This is a genomic window from Inquilinus sp. OTU3971 (assembly GCF_038440215.1).
Genome location: NZ_JASATH010000021.1, coordinates 1 through 14,799, shown reverse-complemented (window position 1 = coordinate 14,799; position 14,799 = coordinate 1). Strand labels below are relative to the sequence as shown.

Sequence of the window (14,799 nt, the reverse complement as noted above, 5' to 3'; positions counted from 1 at the left end):
CTTTTCCTGTCATCCTCGGGCTTGACCCGAGGATCCAGGGGCGACCAGAACGGTTCTCGGTGGCCCTGGATTGCCGGGTCAAGCCCGGCAATGACAGGAAAGGGAGTAGGGGTCAGCTGAAATTCAGCATCACGTGGCGGACGACGGTGTAGTCCTCGAGGCCGTACATCGACATGTCCTTGCCGTAGCCGGACATCTTCAGCCCGCCATGCGGCATCTCGCTGGTCAGGGTGAAATGGGCGTTCACCCAGACGCAGCCATACTGCAGCCGCGCCGCGGTCTTCAGCGCCGTCTTCACATTGCTGGTCCAGACCGAGGAGGCGAGGCCGTAGTCGCTGTCATTGGCCCAGGCGATGGCGGCGTCCGGGTCGTCGAAGCGGGTCACCGAGACCACCGGCCCGAACACCTCCTTGCGCACGATCTCGTCGCTCTGCAGCGCGCCGGCCACCAGGGTTGGCTTGAAGAAGTAGCCGTCGCCCTCGGCCTTGCCGCCGCCGGTCACGATCTCGGTGTGCTTCTGCGCCGCCGCGCGCTCGACGAAGCTGGCCACCCGGTCGCGCTGGCGCTCGCTGATCAGCGGCCCCAGCTCGGTCGCGGCGTCATCGGGCGAGCCGTATTTCAGGCTGGCGACGGCGCCGGCCAGGTCGGCCACCAGCCGGTCGTAGATCTTCGGCCCGGCATAGATGCGGCAGGCGGCGGTGCAATCCTGCCCGGCATTGTAGAAGCCGCCGGCGCGCACGCCCGCCACCACGGCGTCCAGGTCGGCATCGTCGAACACCAGCACCGGCGCCTTGCCGCCGAGCTCGAGATGGGTGCGCTTCAGGTTCTTGACCGCCGCCTGCAGCACCTTCTGGCCGGTGGCGATGTCGCCGGTCAGCGACACCATCCGCACCTGCGGATGGGCGGTCAGGGCGGATCCCACGGTCTCGCCCCGGCCGGTGACGATGTTGATCACGCCCTTGGGGAAGATCTCGCCCAGGGTGCGGGCCAGCTTCAGCGCGGTCAGCGGCGTCTGCTCCGACGGCTTCATCACCACCGTGTTGCCGGCGGCCAGTGCCGGGGCGATCTTCCAGGCCAGCATCATCAACGGGTAGTTCCAGGGCGCGATCGACCCGACCACGCCGATCGGGTCGCGCCGGATCATGCTGGTGTGGTTGGCGACGTATTCGCCCGCGGCCGAGCCGGTCAGGCAGCGCGTGGCGCCGGCGAAGAAGCGGAAGGTGTCGATGATCGCCGGCAGCTCGTCTTCCAGCACCCGGGCATAGGGCTTGCCGCAGTTCAGCGATTCCAGCCGGGCGAAGGCCTCGGCTTCGCGCTCGATCGCGTCGGCCAGCTTCAGGAGGTGGCCGGCGCGCTGGGCCGGGGTGGTCAGCGACCAGCTTTCGAAGGCGCGGGAGGCGGCAGCCACCGCAGCGTTGAGCTGGGCCTGCGAGGCCTCCGGCACCGCGACGATCAGCTTGCCGGTCGCCGGGTTCAGCACCTGCTCGGCCTGGCCTTCGCCCTTCGCCAGGGCGCCGTCGATCAGAAGCTCGATGTCCATGGAAACTCTCCCTTACTTACCGGAGCCGGAGAAATCGTGGGTGTCGCGGGTGAGGTAATAGGCGCCGAGGATCGGCAGGAATGTCACCACGATGACGATGATGGCGACGACATTGGTCACCGGCCGCTGCCGCGGCTTGATCAGCTCGGACAGCATCCAGATCGGCAGGGTTTGCTGCTGCCCGGCGGTGAAGGTGGTGACGATCACCTCGTCGAAGCTGAGCGCGAAGGCCAGCATGCCGCCGGCCAAGAGCGCCGTGGCGATGTTCGGCAGCACCACATGGCGGAAGGTCTGGAACCCGTCGGCGCCGAGATCCATCGACGCCTCGATCAGCGAGCCGGAGGTGCGCCGGAACCGGGCCAGCACGTTGTTGTAGACGACGACGATGCAGAAGGTGGCGTGGCCGATGACGATGGTCCAGACGCTGAACGGGATCTCCATCAGCGAATAGGCCGAGCGCAGGGCGATGCCGGTGATGATGCCGGGCAGGGCGATCGGCAGGATGATCAGCAGCGACAGCGATTCCCGGCCGAAGAAGCGGCTGCGCCAGACCGCGGCGGCGGCGCAGGTGCCCAGCACGATCGCCAGCAGCGTCGCCATCGCCGCCACCTTCACCGACAGCCACAGGGCGGCCCAGATGTCCGGCCGGTCCAGCCAGGCGACGGCGAACCATTGCAGCGTCAGGCCTGGCGGCGGGAACTGGAAGGTCTTCTCGTCGCTGGAGAAGGCGTAGAGCAGGATGAACAGCAGCGGCACATGCAGGAACAGGATGCCGCCGAGGGCCATCAGGCGCAGGCCGAGCGGCGCGCTGGTCCCTGCCGTGGCTTTGCCGTCAGAGCGCATCGAAGGCCCCCAGGCGTTTCGCCGCCGTCAGGTACACCGCCATGATCACGATCGGCACCACGGTGAAGGCGGCGGCCAGCGGCACGTTGCCGGCGGTGCCCTGCAGCTGCAGCACCACCTGGCCGATGAAGGGGCGGGAGGAGCCGATGATGCCGGGGATGATGTAGTCGCCGAGGGTCAGCGAGAAGGTGAAGATCGACCCTGCGGCCACGCCCGGGAAAGCCAGCGGCAGGATCACGGTGCGGAAGGTCTGGGACGGCCGGGCGCCGAGATCGGCCGAGGCCTCGGTCAGCGACCGCGGCACCCGCTCCAGCGCAGCCTGCACCGGCAGGATCATGTAGGGCAGCCAGATGTAGACGAAGACCACGGCGGTGCCGAGATAGGCGCTGGACAGCGACGCGCCGCCGACCACCGGCAGGGCCAGGATGCCGTCCAGGAGCCAGGTCAGGTGCAGTTTGGCGGCCAGCCAGGTGACCACGCCCTCGCGCGCCAGGATCAGCTTCCAGGCATAGACCTTGACCAGGTAGCTCGACCACAGCGGCAGCATGATCGCGATGTAGAAGGCCGCCTTGGCCCGGCCGCGGGCGTAACGCGCCGCGTAATAGGCAATCGGGAAGCCGATCAGCGCGCACAGGATCGTCACCGCCGTGGCCATCCCCGCGGTGCGCAGCACCACATCCATATTGGCGGCGGTCAGCAGGTCGGCATAGGTCGACAGGGTGAATTCCGGGACGATCATCCCGGTGAAGCCGTCGACCGAATAGAAGCTCTGCAGCAGCAGGGCGAACAGCGAGCCGAGATAGACCACGCCGAGCCACAAGAGCGGCGGCGTCAGCAGCAGGACCAGCAGCAGCCAGCCGTTGCGGTACAGCAGCCGCGCCGCGCGCCGGCCGATTCCGTCCGCCGCGGGGGCGGGGAGGGCAGCGGCCATGGTCATGCCGCGACACCCTCTAGCGGGTGGGCGTGGTCGCGCCGCCAAGCCAGCCGCACCGCCTGTCCCGGCGTCTTAGGCGTGGCGTCGAGATTGGACTCGACCACGTCGACGGCGCCGCCCGGGGCCAGCGCCACGCGGTAGCGGGTGGTGGCGCCGAGGAAGCTGACGCCGTCGACCGTGCCGGCCACCTCGACCGCATCCGCCGGCGCCGGCTGGCCGTCGCCGAGGATGCGGATGCGCTCCGGCCGCAGGGCGAAGGGCTGGGCCTGGCCCATCAGCTTCCCGGCGGTGGCGGCGTCGACCATGTTGGAGGCGCCGACGAAGCCGGCGACGAAGGCGGTGGCCGGCCGGTCGTAGATCGCGGAGGGGGTGTCGATCTGCTCGACCCGGCCGCGGTTGAACACCGCCACCCGGTCGCTCATCGCCAGGGCCTCGCCCTGGTCGTGGGTGACGTAGACGAAGGTGATGCCGACCTGGCGCTGCAGCGCCTTCAGCTCCTCCTGCATCGCCTCGCGCAGCTTGAGGTCGAGGGCGCCGAGCGGCTCGTCCAGCAGCAGCACCGAGGGGCGGTTGACCAGGGCGCGGGCCAGGGCGACGCGTTGGCGCTGGCCGCCCGACAGCTGGGCCGGCCGCCGCCCGGCGAGATCGCCGAGCTTGACCATGGCCAGCATCTCCTCGGCGCGACGCCGCCGCTCCGGCTTCGGCACGCGCCGGATCATCAGGCCATAGGCCACGTTCTCCCACACGCTCATATGCGGGAACAGGGCGTAGTCCTGGAACACGGTGTTGACGTCGCGGTCATAGGGCGGGGTGGCCGAGACGTCGCGCCCGTGCAGCAGCAGGTGCCCCGCGGTCGGCTGTTCGAACCCCGCGATCAGGCGCAGGCAGGTGGTCTTGCCGGAGCCGGAAGGCCCGAGCATGGAGAAGAACTCGCCGTCGCGGATCTCGAAGCTGACATCGTCCACCGCCCGCACCGACCCGAAATGGCGGCTGACATGGTCGAAGCGGACGGCAGTGCTGCGGTCGGTCATGGGATCGGCCCGGTGATGAATGAAGGGCGCGGCCCTGTGCCTTCCTGTCATGCCTGGGCTTGACCCGGGCACTCAGGGCGGCAAGAGCAGGTCTTCATGGCCCCTGGATCGCCGGGTCAAGCCCGGCGATGACAGGATGGAGAGGCGTGTCGCGAGCCTAACGCCCGCCCAGGACGGCGATGTAGTCCGTGGCCCAGCGCAGATAGGGCACGCAGCCTTCCGGATGCGCCTCGCATTGCTGGCGCGGCGTGGTCCAGAAGTGGATCTTCTCGAAATTGTCGAAGCCGTTGGTCTTGCAGCCCTCGGCGCCGAGCAGCTCGTTGCCCTTGCAGGCGTCCGGCACCACCGGCACCGAGCCGAACCAGGCGGCGAGGTCGCCCTGCAGCTTGGGGTTCAGCGAGTGCTGCAGCCATTTGTAGGCGCAGTTCGGATGCGCCGCGTCGACATGCAGCATGGTGGTGTCGGCCCAGCCCGTCGCCCCTTCCTCCGGGATCACGCTGGCGATCGCCTTGTTCTGCGACTTCAGCAGGTTGACCTGGAACGGCCAGGTCGAGGAGGCGACGACGCCCTCGTTGACGAAGTCGTCGACCTGGGCCATGGCGTCGTGCCAGTAGCGCATCACCAGCTGGCGCTGGCCGCGCAGCAGGTCGAGCGCGGCCTTGTACTGCTCCTCGTTCAATTGATAGGGATCTTTGATCCCCAGCTCGGGCTTCGCCTTCATCAGGTACAGCGCCGCGTCGGCGATGTAGATCGGCCCGTCATAGGCCTCGATCCGGCCCTTGTTCGGCTTGCCGTCGGGCAGGGTGGTCGGCTCGAACACCACGCTCCAGCTCTTCGGCGGCTCCTTGAACACATCGGTGTTGTAGGCCAGCACGTTCGGGCCCCACTGATAGGGCACGCCGTAATGCTTGCCGTCGACGGTGAACCAGGGCGCGTTCTGCAGCCGCGGGTCGATCGTCTTCCAGCCTGGGACCAGCTCGGTGTTGATCTCCTGCACGCGCTTTCCGTAGATCAGGCGCAGGCTGGCGTCGCCGGAGGCGGTGACGAGGTCGAAGCCGCCCTCGTTCATCAGCGCCACCATCTCGTCCGAGGTGCCGGCGGTCTTGACGTTGACCTTGCAGCCGGTTTCCTTCTCGAAGCCGGTGACCCAGTCATAGGCCTTGTCGGTGTCGCCGCGCTCGATATAGCCGGCCCAGGCGACGATATCGACCTGGCCCTCGCCCGCGCCGACCGCTGTCAGCGGCGCCGCACCGGCAAGAGTGGTGGTGCCGAACACGGCGAGGGCGCTGCCCAGGGCGAGCATCCGGCGAAGCTGCGATCCCATATTGGTCTCCCCGTTGGTGTCGTGTTGTTGGGAAGAATGGTAGGTCCGTTGCCGGAACGCCGAGAAATATGAAATATCCTGATTTGCTATCGGAGAAACCGATGGCTACAGCGACCGCAGGCGCGGCGCCGGATGGGTGCGCGCCACCTGGATGAAGGTCTCGGCCTGGGTCGAGAGCGGCGAGCCGCGGCGCCAGACCACGCCGACATCGAGGGTCGGCAGGGAGTCGGCGATCGGCCGCGCCTCGATCCGGTCGCCTTCCAGCGACCAGGGGCGGTAGGCCATGTCGGGCAGGATGGCGACGCCGGTGCCCGTCGCCACCAGGCTGCGCACGGCCTCGACCGACGCCGTGCGCAGCACCCGCTTCGGGATCAGCCCGGCGGCCCGCCAGAACAGGTCGCTGGCCTCGACGATCTCGTCCACCGCCAGCGCGATCAGCGGCTCGTCGACGATCTCGGCCAGCGGGATCGCCTCGCGCCCCATGAAGCGATGGTCCGGCGGCAGCCACAGCCGGCTCTCCGAGCGGACCAGAATCTCGCTCTCCAGCGCATCGCGGTTGTCCAGGGTCGAGACGATCATCACCGCGACCGCGATCTCGCCGTTGATCATCAGATGCTCGATATAGGTCCGCTCTTCCTCGATCACCTCGACCGTGACATTCGGGAACACCCGCCGGAACCGGGCCAGCAGGTCGGCCAGGAAATAGCCGGACACCATGGTGGTGACGCCGAGCGGCAGCGTGCCCTGCACCGCCTCGGGCAGCGTCTTCAGAGCGTTCTGGGCGTCGGCCACCGCCGCCAGGATGGTGCGGGCATGGCGCAGGAACTGGTGGCCGGGATAGGTCAGGATGACGCCGCGGGCGTGGCGTTCGAACAGCCGGGCGCCGGTCTGCTCCTCCAGCGCCTTCAGGGCATCGGTGATCGCCGATTGCGAGATGCCGACCGCCGCGGCGCCGCCGGAGACCGAGCCGGCCTCCGCCACCGCGGTGAAATAGGCGATCTGGCGCAGGGTGACGTTCATGCCGTCACGGTCCCGCGCCCGAGTCTCGGCTGCAAGAAAAATCGATGGGAGGGGCCTTGGATCGGCAAAACCGAACGAAATATCCTGACTTGCCATGCAGGGCAGGAATGCGATCGGCGGTAAGCCTTGACTTTTGTGCACTGCGCAACGACATTCCGGGCGCTGCAGTGGTTTGGTCCACGACGCAGCCGTCGGCCACCGATCGCGTGAGCGCTCCCTCCGGGATGCGTCCTGTCGGTCCCGATCGAAGTCATCCGACTGCCCAGATCGCGCGGGGCGTCATCGTCAATCCCGCGCTTATCGCCACGACCCCGGCACGAACCGGAGTCCAGTGGTCCGGCGTCGTTGTTACCGAAAGCATCCCTTGACCAACTTTACCGATCTCGGCCTGAACCCGCTCCTTCTCAAGGCGCTGTCGGCTGAAGGCTACGAGACCCCGACGCCGATCCAGGCGCAGTCCATCCCCCATCTGATGCAGGGCCGCGACCTGCTGGGCGTCGCCCAGACCGGCACCGGCAAGACCGCCGCCTTCGCCCTGCCGATCCTGCACCGGCTGATGGCCGACCGGCGCACCCCGCCGCGCCGCGGCTGCCGCGTGCTGGTGCTGAGCCCGACCCGCGAGCTGGCCAGCCAAATCGCCGAGAGCTTCCGCGTCTATGGCCGCCACCTGCCGCTGACCCGCACCACCGTGTTCGGCGGCGTCGGCATGGGCCCGCAGATCCGCACCATGGCGCAGGGCGTCGACGTCCTGGTCGCCACCCCCGGCCGCCTGCTCGACCTGATGTCCCAGAACGCCATCCGGCTCAGCGATCTCGAAGTCTTCGTTCTCGACGAAGCCGACCAGATGCTCGACATGGGCTTCATCCATGCGATCCGGAAGATCGTCGCCACCATCCCCGCGAAGCGCCAGAGCCTGTTCTTCTCCGCCACCATGCCGGCCGACATCTCCGACCTGGCCGGCCGCCTGCTGACCGACCCGGTGCGGGTCGAGGTCGCGCCGGTCGCGACCACGGCCGAGCGCATCGACCAGCGCGTCATGTTCGTCGAGAAGGACGACAAGCGCTCCCTGCTCACCGAGATCCTGCGCGACGACGAGAGCATCCGCCGCGTCCTGGTGTTCACCCGCACCAAGCACGGCGCCGACCGCGTCGCCAAGCAGCTGACCCAGGCCGGCATCAACGCCGACGCGATCCACGGCAACAAGTCGCAGAGCCAGCGCGAGCGGGCCCTGCTGGGCTTCCGCAACGGCAAGGTCCGGGTCCTGGTCGCCACCGACATCGCCGCCCGCGGCATCGATGTCGACGGCGTCACCCATGTCATCAACTTCGAGCTGCCGAACGTGCCGGAGAGCTATGTCCACCGCATCGGCCGTACCGCGCGCGCCGGCGCCGACGGCATGGCGATCTCGTTCTGCGACGTCGAGGAGCGGGCCTTCCTGCGCGACATCGAGAAGCTGATCCGCCAGCCGGTGCCGGTGGTGGAGGAGCATGCCTATCGCTCCACCATCCCGTTCCGGCAGGGCGGCGCCGGCCCGGCCCCGCGCCAGCATCGCGGCCGGCCGCAGGGCCAGGGGCAGCGCCCGCAAAGCCATCAGGGCCAGCGCCCGCACGGCCAGGGGCAGCGGCCCCAGGGCCCGCACGGCCAGCGTCCGCATGGGCATGGCCATCAGGGGCAGGGCCAGCGCCCGGCGCAGCAGGGTGGCGACCGCCGTGCGGCGCCGGCCAATGACGGCGGCTCGGCGCCGATGCGCCGCCGGCCCGTCGGTCGGTAACCAAAGGATGCGCCGGGGCTTCGGTCCCGGCGTCCTCCTCGTTAGACTGCGGCCATGACCTCGAACGCCCACCGCCTCTCCGTGGCGCCGATGATGGACTGGACGGACCGGCATTGCCGGTTCTTCCTGCGCCAGGTCTCGCGCCGCGTCCGGCTGTACACCGAGATGGTGACGACCGGGGCGGTGCTGCATGGCGACCGCGACCGCATCCTCGGCTTCTCCGAGGCCGAGCAGCCGGTGGCGCTGCAGCTCGGCGGCAGCGATCCCGACGCGATGGCCCGCGCCGCGGCGATCGGCGCCGACTGGGGCTATGCCGAGATCAACATGAATGTCGGCTGCCCGAGCGACCGGGTGCAGTCCGGCCGCTTCGGCGCCTGCCTGATGGCGGAACCTGCGACCGTCGCCGCCTGCGTCGCCGCGATGCGCGCCGCCTGCGACGTGCCGGTCACGGTCAAGTCGCGCATCGGCATCGACGACCGCGACAGCTACGAAGCGCTGGTCGAGTTCATCGGCACCATCGCCGAGACCGGCTGCGATACCTTCATCGTGCACGCCCGCAAGGCGTGGCTGAGCGGGCTGAGCCCGAAGGAGAACCGCGAGATCCCGCCGCTGCGCTACGAGGTGGTGCACCGGCTGAAGCGCGATTTCCCGCATCTGACCATCGCCATCAACGGCGGCATCGGCTCGCTCGACGCCGCCGAGGACCAACTCGCCCATCTCGACGGCGTGATGATCGGCCGCGAGGCCTATCAGAACCCCTGGATGCTGGCCGAGGCCGACCGTCGGATCTTCGGCGAGGATCGGCCCGTCCGCAGCCGCCGCGACGTGGTCGACGGTTTCCTGCCCTATGTCGAGGCGATGCGCTCCCGCGGCGTGCCGCTGGGGTCGATGACCCGCCACATCCTCGGCCTGTACCAGGCCGTGCCGGGCGCCCGTGCGTTCCGCCGGCATCTGGCCGAGAACGCCCATCGCCCGGGGGCGGGGCCGGAGGTGCTGCGCGCCGCCCTCGACCTGGTCGAGACCGCGATCGAGCAGCGCCGGGCGGCCTGAGGAAAAGACGGTCCGGCCGCCGCATTGCGGCCTTGACAGCCGGGATGCCGCCTCGTACTTAAGCGGCCCCGACGACGCGGGGGCGCGTAGCTCAGCGGGAGAGCACTCCCTTCACACGGGAGGGGTCACAGGTTCAATCCCTGTCGCGCCCACCATTTCTTCTCAAGCAGTTCGGCACCGCTTCCGGTGCCTCCCCGGACACCAGCACCGATCTGGCCGTGCTCAGCGTGTCTGCGCCGGCTGCGGATGCGGCCCCGACGCCTTTCGGATGTTCCCGATCCAGCGCAGCAACGGGCGTTCGATGACGGCATGGAAGGCGCACCCAACCGCAACCGTGACGGCGCCGATCAGCAGGAACGACAACCACTCCGGCACCGATCGCAGGCCGGCCGCCACCGCGACCTTGCCGAACAGGGACAGCAGCGGAAAGTGCGTCAGGTAGATCGAGTAGGACGCCGCACCGAGGAATACCAGGATTCTCGGAATGCGGATCCGAGCGGTCGCCTCCAGCCGCCCAAGACCGACGATCAGCAGTGCGCTTCCGAGGCCATAGAGCAGCGGTCCGGCCTTCGAGCGACCGTAGACCAACTCGGCGGCGCCGCAGGCCAGGAAAACCAAGGCGCCGACTGCGGCGACGGTCCCGGCCGGCAGCTTGACGCCCGATCTGTAGACGACGGCCGACAGCATGCCGAGCGGGAACAGCAAGTTCATCGGCGAGGCCACGAAACGAATGAAGGATGTCGCGTCCGGAGAGATGGCATGGAAGACGACGATGCCGACGCCCCAGGCGCCGAAGAGGACGAGGCCGGCTGTCCGGTTCCAGATCAGCGCAGCAAAGGCCGCGTAGAACAGGACCTCGTGGTAGAGGGTCCAGGCCACCGCGACGACGGTGTTGCCATCCGCATAGACCAGCGTAAAAGACGACAGAATTGTAACGGGGTCGGTTTCGTAGCCCTTGCCGAATGACGGAACCGTGAAATAGATCGAAGCGACCCCGACGAGCACGACCCAGTAGATTGGATAGATGCGCTGGAATCGGCGCCACAGATAGCGAGCCAGCTGATCGACACGACCGATGTCGCGCCCGTGAGCGAAGACAATAATAAACCCGCTGAGGACAAAGAAGAACTCAACGCCCGCATGGCTGAAATCAAATATCTGTCCGAATGGTCGGCCGGGAAAGTATTTTTGTCTATGAAATATCTCCGTATTCAAATGGTAGAGCACAACCAGCAGCGCGGCAATCCCTCTGCATGCTTGAATTGACAGCAGCAATCAATTTCTCCCATATCGGAATAGACAGGCAGTGATGCATCGGCGACGCGATGTCAAGAAATGTGTACTTAGAGCGCCGCAACGATAACTGCTACGATGGCGGTTGTGGCCGGGGTTGTCGTGCCGATCATTGCCGCCACGGCGACACGATCGGTGAGCGGCCGGCCGCGCGCCTCGCTCGCCGCGAACACCCGACGGCTCCGTTCGTCCCGTTTCGAGCCGTCCGCTGCCCACCGCCGCTCGATCCCGCGCCTGTCGATCATCTCGACAACGCTACCGCGCCGCCCTCCCGCGCCGGAACCCCTGCTCCCTGGGTCACACTGCCACAGGCCTGCCCTGGGGCGACAAGGCCTCGATCCAATCCAATCATGCATGGTTGTATCCGAATTTCTCGTCGAACCGGCGTCGCCGGGCTTGCCTCAACGGCCGTCTTAGTTAATCTGTTGCAATTGAACCGGTCTTGCTTTTCTCGTGAAAAGTAAAAACGCAGAACTGGAAATAATCAGAAGGCGAGGTGATGGTGAAGGTGGCTGGTGTGAAGACCATGCTGAAGCGGGCCGGACCTGTGCTCGACCTGATCGCGCTGCCGGTCGTGGCGCTGACCGCGCCTGTGCTATGGGCCTTGGTCAAAGGCAATCACCGGCTGCCGCGGTCGCGCGGGCTCGTGGACCGGATCGGTGTCAGCCTGATTCGCCATCACTACTATTCGCCGTTCGTGACAAAGGCGGATATTACCCAGCCCTTGGAACAGGAGCGGGTGATTCCCAGCTTAGACTTCAATGAGCAGGGCCAGTTCGCGCTGATGGAGAAATTCCACTTCGCCGACGAACTGCGATCCATCCCGATGGAGAAGACGGCGGAAGACGCCTACGGCTATATCAACGACACCTTCGGCCCCGGCGATTCCGAAACGCTCTACAACATGATTCGGCATTTCAAGCCGGCGCGTCTCATCGAGATCGGCAGCGGCCAGTCCACGCTGATGGCGCGGCTGGCCATAGAGCGGAATATCAAGGACGACAGCAACTATCGTTGCCGCCACGTCTGCATCGAGCCGTATGAGCAACCCTGGCTGGAGCGGATCGGCGTCGAAGTCATCCGCGAAAAGGTCGAAGCAATCGATCCAGCTATTTTCAAGGAGTTGGAGCCGAACGACATCTTATTCATCGACTCAACACATGTCATTCGGCCGCAAGGCGACGTTTTATATGAATACCTGTATCTGCTTCAAATTATCCCATCGGGATGCTTTGTCCACATCCACGACATCTTCACGCCACGTGATTATCGGTCGGACTGGGTTCTGGAGGAACGCCGGCTGTGGAACGAGCAATACTTGCTTGAAGCATTTCTAAGCTTCAACCGGGAATTCGAGGTGCTGTGCGGGATGAACTGGTTGTGGCATCGGCATCCGGAAAAGCTCAAGGAGGCATGCCCCGTCCTCTATCATGGCGGCGAACGGGAGCCGGCCTCGTTTTGGATGCGACGGCTTTAGCGGCTCCGGGGTTCAAGGCGTCGAAACAGGCCTCGGATTTCCTCGGCTGAGACGCGGCTCGGCCGAAAGGTGAGCCGGCTCTTGGCCGGGCCCCCTGGTTATCGCCGCGATCGCGCCCCAGTTTCTTCGCAGTCTGGCGCCCCGTCGCCGCTGCGAGGTACAAGACGCGCATGCCCCGTCTCCTCACCACCGCCATCGCCGTCTCGGCCGCTCTCCTGGCCGCGGCAATCCCCGCCGCGGCCGCCGGTGCCAGCGCCCGCATGACCTATGACGTCTATGTCGGCGGCGTGCGCATGCTGGAGGTGACCTCCGGCGTCTCGCTGGCGAGCGACCGCTATGATGTCGACCTGTCGGCCCATGTCGTCGGCATTGCCGCCACCTTCAGCGACTGGCGCTCGAACGTGCAGTCGAGCGGCGGGCTGGACGGCGCCCGGGTGCGCCCGGCCCGCAACGTGGTCGAGCGGATCAACGGCGACGACGCCAGGACCACCACCATCACCTTCCTCGGCGGCGGCCGGATGGATGTCGAGATCGTGCCGAGCAAGAAGCCGAAGCGCGAGCAGACCATCCCGCCGGAAAAGCTGGTCCATGCGGTCGATCCGCTGAGCGGCGTGGTCGCGATCCTGCAGGCCCTGCATCTCGGCGCCGAGGCCTGCCAGGGCCAGGTCCCGGTGTTCGACGGGCGCCGGCTGTACCGCGCCGATCTGGCCGATGGCGGCACGGTGATGCTGCAGAAGGCGGAGCAGGGGATGTATGGCGGCGAGACCCGGCGCTGCACCGTGTCGCTGACGCCGATGGTCGGCGATTTCAACTTCGGCGACGAGCGGCGCAGCACCAGGCCGACCGAGTATCTCCAGCCCAGCTCGCGGGCGCCGGACCAGCGCGTGATCGACACCTGGCTGGCCTCCCCCGGCGCCAGATTGCCAGCGGTGCCGGTGCGGATCCAGAGCGAGTCCCCCTGGGGCCGCGTCATCGTGCATCTCCGCGCGATCCAGGTCGGTGCCTCCTGATCTCAGCCGGGATGGCGTAACCGGTCGCAACAATAATTGAATTTCGCTTTCGCGGCGTCCGTGGCAGACCACGCTGGACATGGTCCGTGATTGTGGAGCTCCCGTGAGCGCTGTCGCCTGCCTCATCCTCGCCGCCGGCAAGGGCACCCGGATGAAATCCGACCGCCCCAAGGTGATGCACGAGATCGCCGGCCGCTCGATGCTCGGCCATGTGGTCGCCGCCGCCCAGGCGCTGGCGCCGGAGCGGATCGCCGTGGTGGTGGGGCCGGGGATGGAGGCGGTGGCGAGGAGCGTCGCCCCGGTCCCGACCGTGGTCCAGCCTGACCAGAAGGGCACCGGCGACGCGGTGCGCGCGGCGCTGCCGGCGGTCGAGGGCTTCGCGGGCGACGTCATCGTCCTGTTCGGCGACACGCCGCTGCTGACGACGGCGACGCTGGAACGGCTGGTCGCGGCCCGCCGCGCCGCCGAGGACCCGGCGGTAGTGGTGCTCGGCATGCGCCCGGCCGACCCGCTACAATACGGCCGGCTGGTGCTGACCGGCGACGGCGGCCTCGACCGCATCGTCGAATATTCCGAGGCCAGTGACGCCGAGCGCCGGATCGGCCTGTGCAACGCCGGCATCATGACCTTCGACAGCCGCCGCCTGCCGGAGCTGATCGCCGCGCTGAAGCCGAACAACGCCAAGGGCGAGTTCTTCCTGACCGACACGGTCGAGGCGGCGCGGGCCCGCGGCTGGGCCTGCAGCGTGGTCGAGGGCGACCCGGCCGAGGTGCTGGGCATCAACTCCCGGGTCGAGCTGGCCGATGCCGAGGCCATCCTGCAGGACCGGCTGCGCCACCAGGCTATGCTCGGCGGCGCGACGCTGGTCGACCCGAAGACCGTCTGGCTCTCGGTCGACACCAAGCTCGGGCGCGACGTGCTGATCGGGCCATCGACCTTCTTCGGCCGGGGCGTGACGATCGAGGACGGGGTCGAGATCCTGGGTTTCTGCCATATCGAGGGGGCGACGATCCGCTCCGGCGCCCGGATCGGGCCCTTCGCCCGGATGCGCCCGACCACGGTGGTGGGCGAGGGGGCGCATATCGGCAATTTCGTCGAGCTGAAGGCGGCCGACCTCGCCGCCGGCGCCAAGGCCAACCACCTGACCTATCTCGGCGACGTCTCGGTCGGCGAGAAGACCAATATCGGCGCCGGCACCATCGTCTCGAACTACGACGGCTACAACAAGTTCCGCACCAGCATCGGGGCGGAGGTCTTCGTCGGCTCCGACACCGTGCTGGTGGCTCCTGTGACGGTCGGCGACCGCTCCAACATCGCCGCCGGCAGCGTCATCACCCGCGACGTCGCCCCGGATGCGCTGGCGATCGGCCGCGCCCGGCAGGAGGACAAGCCTGGCTGGGCGCCGCGCTACCGTGCGAAAAAGAAGGCCGAGAAGGCCAAGCGCGAGCAGGAGAAGGGCTGATGTGCGGCATCGTCGGCATCGTCGGGACCAAGCCGGTCGCCGCT

At 67.6% G+C, this 14,799-nt stretch carries 12 protein-coding genes and 1 tRNA gene; 6 read left to right on the top strand and 7 right to left on the bottom strand.

Translation table 11 applies throughout. From position 1 onward, the window contains the following. Window positions 1-112 precede the first annotated feature (112 nt). From AAHM41_RS07770 to AAHM41_RS07745, 6 genes are all read right to left on the bottom strand, one after another. Complete coding sequence (locus AAHM41_RS07770) at window positions 113-1,540, bottom strand: gamma-aminobutyraldehyde dehydrogenase (protein WP_342235956.1); 1,428 nt, start codon at window positions 1,538-1,540, stop codon at window positions 113-115. Between the two features lie 12 nt (window positions 1,541-1,552). Next, window positions 1,553-2,383 carry an ABC transporter permease gene (locus AAHM41_RS07765; protein ID WP_342235955.1) on the bottom strand — a complete coding sequence of 277 codons (831 nt, stop codon included), beginning with the start codon at window positions 2,381-2,383 and terminating at the stop codon, window positions 1,553-1,555. Beyond that, on the bottom strand, window positions 2,373-3,320 hold the full coding sequence (locus tag AAHM41_RS07760; RefSeq protein WP_342235954.1) for an ABC transporter permease: 948 nt from the start codon (window positions 3,318-3,320) through the stop codon (window positions 2,373-2,375). Before AAHM41_RS07760 ends, AAHM41_RS07765 begins: the two co-directional genes overlap by 11 nt. Beyond that, a complete protein-coding gene (locus AAHM41_RS07755) occupies window positions 3,317-4,348 on the bottom strand; it encodes an ABC transporter ATP-binding protein (RefSeq protein WP_342235953.1) in 1,032 nt (343 codons plus the stop codon). Before AAHM41_RS07755 ends, AAHM41_RS07760 begins: the two co-directional genes overlap by 4 nt. Before the next feature lie 157 nt (window positions 4,349-4,505). Further along, complete coding sequence (locus AAHM41_RS07750) at window positions 4,506-5,672, bottom strand: ABC transporter substrate-binding protein (RefSeq protein ID WP_342235952.1); 1,167 nt, start codon at window positions 5,670-5,672, stop codon at window positions 4,506-4,508. Between the two features lie 105 nt (window positions 5,673-5,777). Continuing rightward, complete coding sequence (locus AAHM41_RS07745) at window positions 5,778-6,692, bottom strand: LysR family transcriptional regulator (protein ID WP_342235951.1); 915 nt, start codon at window positions 6,690-6,692, stop codon at window positions 5,778-5,780. Window positions 6,693-7,056: 364 nt separating this feature from the next. On the opposite strand from AAHM41_RS07745, the gene AAHM41_RS07740 reads away from it, so the two are divergent. The 3 genes from AAHM41_RS07740 (at window position 7,057) to AAHM41_RS07730 (ending at window position 9,668) form a co-directional block, all read left to right on the top strand. After that, window positions 7,057-8,463, top strand: a complete 1,407-nt coding sequence (locus AAHM41_RS07740; RefSeq protein WP_342235950.1) for a DEAD/DEAH box helicase — start codon at window positions 7,057-7,059, stop codon at window positions 8,461-8,463. 54 nt (window positions 8,464-8,517) lie between these two features. Then, window positions 8,518-9,513: a tRNA dihydrouridine(20/20a) synthase DusA gene (gene dusA, locus AAHM41_RS07735; RefSeq protein ID WP_342235949.1), complete on the top strand. Its 996-nt coding sequence runs from the start codon at window positions 8,518-8,520 to the stop codon at window positions 9,511-9,513. 80 nt (window positions 9,514-9,593) lie between these two features. Next, a tRNA-Val gene (locus AAHM41_RS07730) sits at window positions 9,594-9,668 on the top strand. Window positions 9,669-9,735: 67 nt separating this feature from the next. On the opposite strand, the gene AAHM41_RS07725 is transcribed toward AAHM41_RS07730, so the two are convergent. Further along, window positions 9,736-10,788: an acyltransferase family protein gene (locus AAHM41_RS07725; RefSeq protein WP_342235948.1), complete on the bottom strand. Its 1,053-nt coding sequence runs from the start codon at window positions 10,786-10,788 to the stop codon at window positions 9,736-9,738. Window positions 10,789-11,305: 517 nt separating this feature from the next. Between AAHM41_RS07725 and AAHM41_RS07720 the strand changes: the two genes are divergently transcribed. The 3 genes from AAHM41_RS07720 to glmU all read left to right on the top strand — a co-directional run bounded on the left by AAHM41_RS07720 (window position 11,306) and on the right by glmU (window position 14,755). After that, window positions 11,306-12,283 (top strand): class I SAM-dependent methyltransferase, encoded by a 978-nt coding sequence (locus tag AAHM41_RS07720; protein ID WP_342235947.1) that lies wholly within the window; start codon window positions 11,306-11,308, stop codon window positions 12,281-12,283. Between the two features lie 170 nt (window positions 12,284-12,453). Continuing rightward, window positions 12,454-13,293 (top strand): DUF3108 domain-containing protein, encoded by an 840-nt coding sequence (locus AAHM41_RS07715; RefSeq protein ID WP_342235946.1) that lies wholly within the window; start codon window positions 12,454-12,456, stop codon window positions 13,291-13,293. 103 nt (window positions 13,294-13,396) lie between these two features. Beyond that, window positions 13,397-14,755: a bifunctional UDP-N-acetylglucosamine diphosphorylase/glucosamine-1-phosphate N-acetyltransferase GlmU gene (glmU, locus tag AAHM41_RS07710; RefSeq protein ID WP_342235945.1), complete on the top strand. Its 1,359-nt coding sequence runs from the start codon at window positions 13,397-13,399 to the stop codon at window positions 14,753-14,755. The last annotated feature ends 44 nt before the right edge of the window (window positions 14,756-14,799 follow it).